The following is a 12041-nucleotide window of genomic DNA, read 5'->3' on the forward strand; positions in this document are numbered from 1 at the left end:
CGCCGTGCCGGGGTCGATTTGATTGCGGTGGGTGGATTTTCGCGTCTCCACCGATACACCGTCGAGTCGCTGATGCCGCATTCGGCGGCAACCGCGCCGACCTTCTCCCCGGAGCGCAGCCGCCGCAGTACCTCGGTCCGCAGCCCGGCCGTATCGGTTTTAGACATCAGGTGCTCGCAGACTGTTCGCTTTGATTCAGCTGAGGTTAGCGACGACCGCCCAGGGGACGATGGCCGACCCGATGGTCGGCCAGGAGCCGCGCCGCTGGCAGATCTGGTCGGCCCAGCTCCGCCGGAGGCCTCAGCGCCTGATCGGCCGCCCGATGACCGGTCGGCCGCGGCAGGTTGGTCGGCGGTGAACGCCCGACGCCGTCACACGTATTCTGTGTGTCGACCTATTACCCGCCAAACCGTCCGGACCTGAGAGAGTAAACGTGGCGCTCGTCGTGCAGAAGTACGGCGGATCCTCGGTGGCCGATGCCGAGCGGATCCGCCGGGTTGCCGAACGCATCGTCGAGACCAAAAAGCAAGGCAACGACGTCGTCGTGGTGGTCTCGGCGATGGGCGACACCACCGACAACCTGCTGGATCTGGCTCAGCAGGTGTGCCCGGCGCCGCCGGCTCGGGAACTGGACATGCTGCTGACCGCCGGCGAGCGGATCTCCAACGCGTTGGTCGCGATGGCCATCGAATCGCTCGGCGCCCAGGCCCGCTCCTTCACCGGCTCGCAGGCCGGCGTTATCACCACCGGCGCGCATGGCAAGGCCAAGATCATCGATGTCACCCCGGCGCGGCTGCGGTCTGCGCTCGACGAGGGGCGGATCGTGCTGGTGGCCGGATTCCAGGGGGTCAGCCAGGACACCCGCGACGTCACCACGTTGGGCCGCGGCGGCTCGGACACCACCGCGGTGGCGCTGGCCGCGGCGCTGAACGCCGACGTCTGCGAGATCTACACCGATGTGGACGGGATTTTCAGCGCCGACCCGCGGATCGTCCCGACTGCCCGCCGCCTGGACACCGTCACCTTCGAGGAGATGCTCGAGATGGCGGCCTGCGGCGCCAAGGTGCTGATGCTCCGCTGTGTGGAATACGCCCGCCGCTACAACATCCCGGTTCACGTCCGCTCGTCGTACTCGGACAAGCCAGGCACCGTCGTCACCGGATCGATCAAGGACATACCCATGGAAGAGCCCATTCTGACCGGCGTCGCACACGATCGCAGCGAGGCCAAGGTGACCGTCGTCGGCATCCCCGACCACCCGGGCTATGCCGCCAAGATCTTTCGCGCGGTCGCCGACGCGGACGTGAACATCGACATGGTGCTGCAGAACGTCTCCAAGATCGAGAACGGCAAGACCGACATCACCTTCACCTGCCCCCGCGACAGCGGGCGGGCCGCGGTGGAGAAGCTGGATTCACTCAAAGACGAAATCGGGTTCAGCCAAGTGCTTTACGACGATCACATCGGCAAGGTCTCGCTGATCGGCGCCGGAATGCGCAGCCATCCCGGGGTCACCGCCACGTTCTGCGAGGCGCTGGCGCAGGTAGGGGTGAACATCGATCTGATCTCCACGTCGGAGATCCGGATCTCGGTGCTGTGCCGGGACACTGAACTAGATAAGGCTGTTGTCGCGTTACACGAAGCATTCGGCCTCGGCGGTGCTGAGGAGGCCACGGTGTATGCGGGGACAGGACGTTAGATGGTTGCCATAGGTGTTGTAGGTGCCACCGGCCAGGTAGGCCAGGTGATGCGCAGGCTGCTCGACGAGCGCGACTTCCCGGCGACCAGCGTGCGGTTTTTCGCGTCGGCCCGTTCGCAGGGGCGCAAGCTAACGTTCCGCGGCCAGGAAATCGAGGTCGAAGACGCCGAGACCGCCGACCCGACCGGTCTGGACATCGCGGTGTTCTCCGCGGGCGCGACGATGTCGCGGGTCCAGGCACCGCGGTTCGCCGCCGCCGGGGTGACGGTGATCGACAACTCGTCGGCCTGGCGCAAGGACGACCAGGTGCCGCTGGTTGTCTCCGAAGTCAACTTCGCCGAGGCGCGCAACCGCCCGAAGGGCATCATCGCCAACCCCAACTGCACGACGATGGCCGCGATGCCGGTGCTCAAGGTGTTGCACGACGAGGCCCAGCTGGTGCGCCTGGTGGTCTCGAGCTACCAAGCCGTTTCGGGCACCGGCCTGGCCGGGGTGGCCGAGCTTGCCGACCAGGCTCGCGCGGTCATCGACGACGTCGAGCAGTTGGTGCACGACGGCGCCGCTCTGGAGTTCCCGGAGCCACGCGCCTACGTCGCCCCGATCGCGTTCAACGTCGTGCCGTTGGCCGGCAAGCTGGTCGACGACGACTCCGGCGAAAGCGACGAAGACCAGAAGCTGCGCAACGAGAGTCGCAAGATTCTGGGTATCCCGGATCTGTTGGTCAGCGGTACCTGCGTACGAGTCCCGGTGTTCACGGGTCACTCGCTGTCGATCAATGCCGAGTTCGCCCAACCGCTTTCGCCGCAGCGTGCCCGCGAGATCCTGGCCGTCGCGCCGGGGGTGAAGCTGGTGGATGTTCCCACGCCGTTGGCCGCCGCCGGTGTCGACGAATCCCTGGTCGGCCGGATCCGTCGCGACCCCGGTGTGCCCGACGGGCGCGGGCTGGCGTTGTTCGTCTCGGGCGACAATCTGCGCAAGGGCGCCGCCCTGAACACTATTCAGATTGCCGAGCTGCTCGCCGCTGAACTGTGACGTGCGGGTGAGCGCTGCCCGCAGAATCGCGCGCTGCTCATTGATCGCAGGTCTGTTTGCCTGCCATGGGTTTCCGGCTGCCGAGGCCGACCCGCCGGCTCCGATGCCGCAGCCGGTGCTGCAGCCGCTGGGGCCCGGTGAGGTGATCCGGATCGGTCCGGCCGCGGGCACCGGCACGCCCACCGGTGACTACGGCATCGGGGCCACCGACCTGTGCGTGTTCATGGAATTCCCGACGCAGGTGGTGCAGGTCTGTGGCGACAGCTTCGCTGGCCAGGGAGTCGGCTTCGGCGGCTACTACTCGCCGATCGCGCTGCGGGTGGACACGTCGTCGGTCGACGACCCGGACGGCGTGAAATACACCGGGGTGACCGGCATCAACGAGCCGCTGCTGGCCGAGCCGACGCCGGCGGGCGATTCGCAATTGCCGGCCGGCGTCGTACAGATCAACCGGCAGAACTACTTGCTCGTCACCACGACCAAAGACCTGGTGCCGCAGAGCTCCCGTTTGGTGAAAGCCGATCCGGCGCAAGGTCTTTGGCAGACTCTACCGGGATCGGTTCGCGACGCCGACTATGCTGACGGGCGGCAGTCGCAGATCAGCGGCTACTACGACCCGATTCCGACGGCGGAGTCGCAGAGCGGCTGGGTCTACATCGTCGCGGACAACTTCGATCGCAGCCAGCCGGCGGTGCTGTATCGGGTCGCACCGGAGAACTTCGGCGATCGGTCCCGCTGGCAGGGCTGGGCGTCCGGACCCGACGGCGGTTGGAACAAGGCGCCAAACCCGTTGTGGGGTGACATGATTGGTGAGATCAGCCTTCAGCAGATCGACGGCAAGGCGGTGCTGTCATATTTCAATTCCAGCACCGGAAACATGGAGGTTCGGGTGGCCGACGACCCGACCGCGCTGAGCGGCGCGCCGGTCACCACCGTCGTGCAGCACGACGAGTGGCCCGATCCCGCGGAAAGCCTGCCGGAGCCGCACGACAACCGACTGGCCCAGCCGTATGGCGGTTACATCTCGCCGGGTTCGACGCTGGACGAGCTGCGAGTGTTCGTCAGCCAGTGGCACAACAGCGATCCACGTGCGCGTTCGCCGTATCGGGTCATCCAATTCGCGGTCAACCCGCTCAAGCCCTAGTCAGCATCGGCTTTTTTCGCCTGCGGTGCAGCGTCGCGGTGCGATTTTGGATTGGACCGGCTTAGCACCGGCACCTGAGAAGATGCGTGGAGGCGCAATCAGATACCTACGGCAGGCAAATCATGCTCGAACTGATCGATAAAGGTTCTGCCACCGAAGTGCATCCTGTTCCGCTGCTGTTTGTGCACGGGGGATGGCACGGTGCGTGGTGCTGGGATGAACACTTTCTCGACTTCTTCGCCGACAGGGGCTTCCGAGCGGTGGCGGTCAGCCTGCGCGGGCACGGCAACAGTGCAACGACAAAGGCGCTGAATGCCTGCTCGATACGCGATTATGCAGACGACGTGCACACCGTCGCCGATCGACTCGGTGGCTCACCGGTGGTAGTCGGCCATTCAATGGGCGGCTACGTAGTCCAGAAGTATCTCGAAAACAACGAGGTCCCCGCAGGCGTGCTAATGGCGTCCGCGCCGCCGCAGGGCAGCACGAGCGCCTCGTTGCGGATGATGCGACGTCACCCATGGGCTGTTCTGAAGACAAACACATTCGGCGAGACTCACGATGTCGTCAGGACGCCGCGCCTGGCACGTGCGCACCTCTTTTGCCGACACACTCCACAGGACATAGTCGACAGTTGCGCCGAAAGACTACAGCCAGAAAGCATTTTGGCAATGAAGCAAATGCTTAGTAAACGGCGCATTCGGCCCGATCGCGTGTTAACTCCGCTGCTCGTGCTCGGCGCCGCGGAGGACGGTGCTTTCACATCCGACGAGGTAGCGGCGACAGCCGGCGCGTACCACACCCAAGCCGACTTCATTTCAGGCATGGGCCACAACATGATGCTTGAGCCAGGGTGGCGTGCGGTCGCCGAAAAAATCGACTCTTGGCTCACTGGCCGTGGGCTATGAGATTGGTTGTCCGACAGGCGCGCAACGACGCGAGCGCCGAAATCTCGTTACCGCACGCCCGCGGCAGGCTGAAGCTGCGTGGTCAGCCAGCCAACCGAGGCGCGTTGCCCAGAGGGTCAGGACCACTTCCGAGGCAAACGCAGGTTTGTAACAAAATTCTGCGAGGCTTAAATCTCGTCTATTCCGCGGCGGCGTTCAATTCTGTTCGGGCCTGCTCGATTTCGTCGAATGCATACACCATGATCGCGGCGATGGTCATCGACTCGCCCTTGCGGGCGAGTGATTCGTAGACCTGGTCGCCGAATATCTGACGCAGATGGGCGATCACCGAATCAACCTCGGGAAAGACCAGACGAGATCCTGGCACGTCGCCGTATCCCATGATGGTGGCGGCCGGTTCATAACGGCCAAGCCGATCGAGAAGGATGGCGATCATCGCCAGCGGACCGGTTATCAGCAAAAAGCTGCCCGAGTCCTGGTAGCCGCGGGCGGCAGAAATCACGTAGTCGAGGGCTTCGATCGGGTCACCGTGACTGGCGGCAAGCCTGGACAGGCCAACGGAAATCGTTGACTCGATGAATCGGTTGCCGCTGTCGTGAGCGATCTTCATCGCGCGGCGAAAGGCCTCGTAGGCTACGGCGGGGTCAGCGTCGCGGTAGGCCCAGGCATACCCGTTCAACGCCAGTGCCTTGGTCATTGGATTCTCGGTGGCGTCTGCGGCCGCAAGTAAACCATCGGCAACCGACATGGCTTCGTCGTAGGCGCCGGCGTTGGCCAGCGACAACACCAGCTGCGTGCGCGGGACTATGTGTGCGTCGGAAGTTCTGGCAATGGTTTCGCGCACCATCGCCGCCGTCTTCTCAGGCTCACCCTTCAGGTGGTACGCCGTGCCAAGCGTTGCCTCGAAGCCGAACGGGATGTCGGCATAGCACTCCCGCTCGAGAGCTGCCTGGCCCACTTCGATATAGCTGATCGCTTCATCGACGCGGCCGGCGGCGTAGGACTGCGCGGCCATGGCACATAGCTGCACAAGGCGCCGGTGATCGGCCGCCCGCGCCGGCTCGATGAGTTCCTCTGCCCAGCTCACCGGCTCGAGCGTGTAAGAACACAAGCCGAGTAGTGAGGCGTAGAAGGCGATCGTCGCGCCGGTGTCCAGGTCGTCGCCGTCGATGCTCCAGCGGAATGCGGCACGCAGATTTGGCAGCTCGCGAGCCAGCCACTCATAGCTCTCGCGTTGGCGCGGGCTGTCCCACAGCGCCAGCACGTCGTCTTCGCGGGTGGCGAAGTAGTGGGCGTGCGCATCGCGGGTGCGGGTGCCATCGCCGCCGTTGACGAGCTGTTCCTCGGCGAACTGACGAATTGTCTCCAGCATGGAATATCGGGTCCGGCCAGATGTTTGTTCGGCGACGAGAAGTGATTTGCGTACCAGGGCATCGAGCAAGTCAAGTACTGCAAGCTCATCACCACAGTCCGCTATCGCAGCGGCCGCGGCAAAGTCGAAGCCACCGGCGAACACCGAACACCGTGCCAGGAGGGTCTTTTCGCTGTCGTCGAGCAGATCGTATGACCATTGGACCGCTTGCCGGAGAGTCTGGTGGCGCTCGAGGCCGCGCCGAGATCCGGTCAGCAACCGGAACCGGTCATCGAGGCGCTCCTGGAGTTCAGCGACGGTCATGGATTGCATTCGCGATGCCGCAAGCTCGATGGCCAACGGAATGCCATCCAGGCGACGGCAGACTTCAGCCACCGCGTCTGCGTGATCGGTCTCGTTCAACGTCATTGTTGGCGCCACTGCCTGCGCGCGCTCGACGAATAGCGCCACGGCGGATGAGTACGCCCCGCCGTGGGTGTCCAGCGATGGCACTGGCCACAATTGCTCGTCGGCCAACCGCAAACCCTCCCTGCTGGTGGCCAGAATCGTCACCGTTGCCGAGTGCTGCAGGATCGCGTCGATCAGGTCGGCCGTGGCGTCCAGAACGTGTTCGCAGTTGTCGAACACGAGCAACCTGGATCGACCCTCAAGTGCGGCGGCGACGCTGTCGGCGATGTTCAAGCCTGGCTGTTGGGTGATCCCGAGTGCTGCGGCCGCCGCCTCGGGGACAGCGGTGGGATCGCCGACTGGAGCGAGCTCAATCACCCACACCCCGTCTGAGAACCCACCCGGCAAACGTGCTGCGACCTCTATCGCGAGCCGGGTCTTGCCCACACCACCCGGACCGGTGAGCGTCACCAATCGATGCGCCTTGAGCGCCGTCTGTAGCTCGGCGATTTCGGCCTCACGCCCAAGGAAGCTGGTGGTAGATGGCCGCAGATTTCCGGGTGTCAATTCAAGCGTGCTCAGCGCCGGGAACTCAGTTCGTAAACCATCCGCCGCAATCTGAAAAATGTTGACCGGCTTGGAAATATCACGAAGTCGTCGTGCCCCGAGATCAGCCAGGTCGACTCCGGACAGCAGCTCTGCGGTCGCGGCGTCGATCAATATCTGACCGCCGTGCCCGGCGGCCATCACCCGCGCTGCGCGGTTGAGCACCGGACCGAAGTAATCCCCGCCTCGCAGCTCGGCCTCGCCGGTCGCGAGCCCCATCCGCACCGGCAACTCCAATCCGTGCTGCGCCGCAATCGCCGCATCGACCGCCGACCTCGGCGAGGCGAACGCCGCGCATACACCGTCTCCGGTGTGCTTGAACAAAAAACCGTCGCGCGTCTCGATCGCTGTGCGCAACGCGTCGTCATGGGCAGCGAGCGCGTTGCGCATCAACTCGGCGTCCGCCTCCCACCGACGGGTTGAACCCTCAACATCGGTGAACAGAAACGTCACTACCCCCGAAGGACCAGCCGCCGCGGACACCCTCACAGGATTTCACAAGCAAGCTAACTGCCACGGCGAACTCGATAGATCAAGACCGGTTATAGGTAATGGGCCCTTTTGACCAACAGCCGGCGCTGCCACCCAAGATTCGCGCGGCTCATAGCTGTTTCATAAGTTGCACCCAGCAGAACCTATCCGTAAGCCCCGGATCATTTCGGGTATGAGTGAAACACCTGACACCCCAACAACACCGACCACAGTCGCCACTGAGCCGGCGACCGTGGCGGTCAAACCCTATTGGCTCTACCGATTCGCGGCCTGGGTCGTGATCGTCGCCGGCATCGTGTTCATCGTCTTGAGCGTCTTCTTTGCCGGCTTCAAAGTCGCCCACCTGGGACATCACCACTGCCATCACCACGGGTGGCACCACCACTCGATGGGCCAGCAGGGTCCGCACCAGCACGGCCAGGGCGCCGGCTTCCACGACGGGATCCGCGGTCCGGGACCGTCGCACGCACCCGAATCCGTCGCTCCTTCATTGGCTCCGGCAACCCCGTAGCCAATGAATTTGCTATGAGCCCGGCGTCTCCGAAAGGTGCGCCGGGCTCCTTCTTTCTAGGCCATTGCATGAAAACGGACCACTCGCGGACACCGCTGACCTGAGGCATTATTCGAGGTATGAGCGAGACACCCGAGCCGTCTACCCCGCCGCCTCCTCCCGCGCCGGTTCCCGTCATCGCGCCGGCGGCACCGCACTCCGAGCGGCTGTACCAAGTAGCGGCCTGGGTGGCCATCGTCGCCGGAATCACGCTTATTGCCGTGGTGATCCTGAAATTCGCCTGGGTGCTGGGGTACTAGATACCCGACTCGCGTGCGCAGCTGGTTGTCGGCCGGACTCTGCCTGGGCATGATCGACACATGACCCAAGCACCCGAACCCCCGATTCAGCCGCTCGCGGGGCCGCCTCCGCCGGCGTACCCGGCTGCGAACCAGCACTCCCGCCTCTACCGCACGGCGGCGTGGGTGGTGATCGTGGCCGGCATTGTGTTCGTGCTGGCGGTCGTGTTCTTCTCCGGCGTCAAGTTCGCCGACCACGGTCAGCCGTATCGCCACCACCACCACGGCATGTTCGGTCCGGACGGGCCACCCGGGCCCGCCGGCCCTGACGGTCCGCCGTGGGTGGTGTTCCCCGGCGGACCCTTCCCGCCGGGTAGTGGTCCCGGTGGGCCGTGGGGTCCGTGGGGTCCGGGCATGGGTCCTGGTGGGCCCGGTGGGCATGTGGGTCCCGGCGGCCACGGCGGTCCTGAGGAGTCCCCGCCCCCGCCGCCGGGCCCAGAGGAGCCCACGCAACCGCCTCCAACTTTCACGCCGTAGCCGCGGCGGCGGCCAAATCGGTTGTAACACATGTTCTTTCGATTGCAAGTGGAGCCTCTTAGGCTGGCCGCAGTCGCCGTTGGCGCAGTAGTCAGTTGCGTCGCGGCGGGATTCAGCGTCCCAACGGCATCGGCTCGGCCGTCGGATCCGGGTGTGGTGAGCTACGCGATCCTGGGTAAGGGCTCGGTGGGCAACATCGTCGGTGGGCCGATGCGCGACGAGTCGTTGTTCACCCAGCCGGTTCAGGCGTACTTCGTCGACAACCCGGTCTGCAACAACTGGGCCGACATCGGGCTGCCGGAAGTCTATAACGATCCCGATCTGGCGTCGTTCAACGGGGCCAGCACGCAGACATCGCCGACCGACCAGACGCATTTCGTCAAGCAGGCGGTTGGTGTCTTCGCCACCGCCCCCGCCGCCGGCGCTGCGTTTCACCGTGTGGTGGACCGCACCGTCGGTTGCGCCGGGCAAACCACGCCCATGCATCTGGACAACGGAACGATGCAGGTGTGGTCGTTTGACGGCGGGCCCGCCGGACCCGCCGACGCGGCGTGGAGCAAGCAGGAAGCCGGAACCGACCGCCGATGTTTCACCCAGACCCGTCTGCGGGAAAACGTGCTGCTGCAAGCCAAAGTTTGTCAGTCCGGCAACGGTGGCCCGGCGGTGAATGTGCTGGCCGGTGCCATGCAGAACGCGCTGGGGCAATAGACACCGGAGCAAAACGGGAATATGTCGGTGCCGTCTGGAAGATGGAATCTTGTGACTATCGTTGGGTAGCCGCGCGCATCCAGCGGGCTCGATCGCCCGGGACCGTTGGTCTGCCACCGAAGGGATCGGATTATGGCGTTTGCCGTCGCGTCGCAGCTGGATTCTGCACGCCTCTCGGATGGCGAACTTGCCGGCGCGGCGGCCGCGGCGCAGCACATCACCGAGTCCTGCCTGGCGGACGGGCCGGTTGGCCGGGTTGGGCTGGAGATCGAGGCGCATTGCTACGACCCGTCCGAGCCGCACCGCAGGCCGACCTGGGATGAAATCAGCGAGGTTTTGAAGTCGCTGCCGGCCATGCCGGGCGGCAGCGTGATCACCGTCGAGCCCGGTGGCGCGGTGGAGCTCTCCGGTCCACCCGTTGTCGGGGCGCCGGCCGCGATCGAAGCGATCGCCAGCGACCAGGCGGTGCTGGGCGAAGCCTTCGACGCCGCCGGGCTGGGTCTGGTGCCGCTGGGCGCGGATCCGCTGCGACCGGCCAAGCGGATCAACCCCGGTGCGCGCTATGCCGCCATGGAGCAGTTCTTCACGGCCAGCGACACCGGCGTCGCGGGCGCGGCGATGATGACCTCGACCGCGTCGGTTCAGGTGAATCTCGACGCCGGGCCGCAAGCCGGGTGGGCGGACCGAGTGCGGCTAGCGCACGCGCTCGGGCCCGTCATGGTGGCGATCGCCGCCAATTCGCCGCTGTTGAGCGGAGAGTTCTCCGGCTGGCGTTCAAGCCGACAATGGGTGTGGAGTCAGCTCGACTCGGCGCGCTGCGGGCCCATCCTCACCGCCAGCGGCGAGGATCCGGGTACCGACTGGGCGCGCTACGCGCTCAAGGCGCCGGTGATGCTGGTGCATAACCCCCCGGACGGCACTGCGGTGCCGGTCACTCACCGCGTGCCGTTCGCCGACTGGGCCGACGGCCGCGAGCTGCTGGGCGGTCGCCGGCCCACCCGCTACGACCTGGACTACCACCTGACCACCCTGTTCCCGCCGGTGCGTCCACGGCAGTGGCTGGAGATCCGCTACCTGGACAGCGTCCCGCGTGAGATCTGGCCGGCGGTGGTCTTCACCCTGGTGACGCTGCTCGACGATCCGGTCGCAGCGGCCTTGGCGGCCGAGGCCGTCGAACCCGTCGCGACGGCCTGGGACACTGCGGCTCGGATCGGGCTCGAAGACCCGCTGATCCTCGCGGCGGCCAATCGGTGTGTGGCCATCGCGGCCGAAGGTGCACCCGCCGGCCTCACCAAAGGGATGCAGCGCCTCGTTGAGGCGGTCGAGCAGGGCCGTTGTCCGGCCGATGACATTTCCGACCGGGTGATCGAAAACGGCATCGCGGCCACCGTGACCGAGCTGGCGCTAGGGGAGCAGTGACGTCACGCGAAGCGCTGGTCCGCGATCTGACCCGGGCGCGCGAAAGAACGCTGCGGCTGGTCGATTTCGATGATGCCGAACTTCACCGCCAGTACGACCCGCTGATGAGTCCTTTGGTGTGGGACCTGGCTCATATCGGCCAGCAGGAAGAACTGTGGCTGTTGCGCGGCGGCGACCCCGATCGGCCGGGAATCCTGCCCGGCGCGGTGGAAAACCTCTACGACGCGTTCGTGCATTCCCGTGCGAGCCGTGCCGACCTGCCGTTGCTGTCGGCAGACCAGGCGCGTACCTACTGCCGGACCGTGCGAGCGGCGTCGCTGGATGCGCTTGATCGACTGCCCGACGGGCCGGCGCACAATTTCGTCTACGGGATGGTGGTCAGCCACGAAAACCAGCACGACGAAACCATGCTGCAGGCATTGAATCTCCGTACCGGTCCGGCGCTGCTGCTGGAATCCCGGACTCTGCCGCCAGGTCGGGCAGGACTTGCCGGGACAGCGGTCGAAGTGCCCGGCGGCCCGTTCGTGCTGGGTGTCGACGGCACCGACGAGCCGTTCTCGTTGGACAACGAACGCCCGGCTCACGTGGTGGACGTGCCGACGTTCCGGATCGGTCGCGTCCCGGTGACCAACGCGGAATGGCGGCAGTTCATCGACGACGGCGGCTACACCCAGCCGCGGTGGTGGTCAGAGCGGGGCTGGGAGCAGCGCCAAAGCGCCGACCTGACGGCGCCGCAATTCTGGAACGCCGACGGGCAGACGCGCACCAGGTTCGGTCATCTCGAGGAAATCCCCGCCGACGAACCCGTACAGCACATCAGCTATTTCGAGGCGGAGGCCTACGCGGCCTGGGCGGGCGCGCGGCTACCCACCGAGCGGGAATGGGAGAAGGCGTGCGCATGGGATCCACAGCGCGGCGCACGCCGGCGCTACCCGTGGGGTGCCGGGG

Annotated in this window: 12 protein-coding genes; 10 read left to right on the top strand and 2 right to left on the bottom strand. The window is 65.6% G+C overall.

All coding sequences use genetic code 11. From position 1 onward, the window contains the following. Positions 1-167: helix-turn-helix domain-containing protein (locus tag WAO18_RS11655; protein ID WP_422206448.1), on the bottom strand; the 167-nt coding region annotated here is incomplete at its 3' end. 266 nt (positions 168-433) lie between these two features. On the opposite strand from WAO18_RS11655, the gene WAO18_RS11660 reads away from it, so the two are divergent. The 4 genes from WAO18_RS11660 (at position 434) to WAO18_RS11675 (ending at position 4783) form a co-directional block, all read left to right on the top strand. Continuing rightward, complete coding sequence (locus WAO18_RS11660; RefSeq protein ID WP_422206438.1) at positions 434-1699, top strand: aspartate kinase; 1266 nt, start codon at positions 434-436, stop codon at positions 1697-1699. Beyond that, entirely contained in the window at positions 1700-2731 is a 1032-nt protein-coding gene (locus WAO18_RS11665; protein ID WP_422206439.1) for an aspartate-semialdehyde dehydrogenase, read from the top strand. A 7-nt stretch (positions 2732-2738) separates the two neighbouring features. Further along, positions 2739-3875: a DUF4185 domain-containing protein gene (locus tag WAO18_RS11670; RefSeq protein WP_422206440.1), complete on the top strand. Its 1137-nt coding sequence runs from the start codon at positions 2739-2741 to the stop codon at positions 3873-3875. A 122-nt stretch (positions 3876-3997) separates the two neighbouring features. Continuing rightward, the gene (locus tag WAO18_RS11675; RefSeq protein ID WP_422206449.1) at positions 3998-4783 is read left to right on the top strand and encodes an alpha/beta hydrolase; all 786 of its coding nucleotides are present in this window, start codon (positions 3998-4000) and stop codon (positions 4781-4783) included. A gap of 178 nt (positions 4784-4961) precedes the next feature. On the opposite strand, the gene WAO18_RS11680 is transcribed toward WAO18_RS11675, so the two are convergent. Beyond that, a complete protein-coding gene (locus WAO18_RS11680; RefSeq protein WP_422206441.1) occupies positions 4962-7637 on the bottom strand; it encodes an ATP-binding protein in 2676 nt (891 codons plus the stop codon). A gap of 175 nt (positions 7638-7812) precedes the next feature. On the opposite strand from WAO18_RS11680, the gene WAO18_RS11685 reads away from it, so the two are divergent. The 6 genes from WAO18_RS11685 to WAO18_RS11710 form a co-directional block, all read left to right on the top strand. After that, positions 7813-8151, top strand: a complete 339-nt coding sequence (locus tag WAO18_RS11685) for a hypothetical protein (RefSeq protein ID WP_422206442.1) — start codon at positions 7813-7815, stop codon at positions 8149-8151. A gap of 119 nt (positions 8152-8270) precedes the next feature. Further along, complete coding sequence (locus WAO18_RS11690) at positions 8271-8450, top strand: hypothetical protein (RefSeq protein WP_422206443.1); 180 nt, start codon at positions 8271-8273, stop codon at positions 8448-8450. A gap of 60 nt (positions 8451-8510) precedes the next feature. After that, positions 8511-8966 carry a hypothetical protein gene (locus WAO18_RS11695; protein WP_422206444.1) on the top strand — a complete coding sequence of 152 codons (456 nt, stop codon included), beginning with the start codon at positions 8511-8513 and terminating at the stop codon, positions 8964-8966. Between the two features lie 30 nt (positions 8967-8996). Further along, the gene (locus tag WAO18_RS11700) at positions 8997-9674 is read left to right on the top strand and encodes a sensor domain-containing protein (RefSeq protein WP_422206445.1); all 678 of its coding nucleotides are present in this window, start codon (positions 8997-8999) and stop codon (positions 9672-9674) included. 132 nt (positions 9675-9806) lie between these two features. Further along, on the top strand, positions 9807-11093 hold the full coding sequence (egtA, locus tag WAO18_RS11705) for an ergothioneine biosynthesis glutamate--cysteine ligase EgtA (protein ID WP_422206446.1): 1287 nt from the start codon (positions 9807-9809) through the stop codon (positions 11091-11093). After that, positions 11090-12041, top strand: a 952-nt coding sequence (locus tag WAO18_RS11710; RefSeq protein WP_422206447.1) for an SUMF1/EgtB/PvdO family nonheme iron enzyme, incomplete at its 3' end; no start/stop codon positions are given. The genes egtA and WAO18_RS11710, both read left to right, overlap by 4 nt.

The organism is Mycobacterium sp., from assembly GCF_049278535.1.
Classification (GTDB): Bacteria; Actinomycetota; Actinomycetes; order Mycobacteriales; family Mycobacteriaceae; genus Mycobacterium.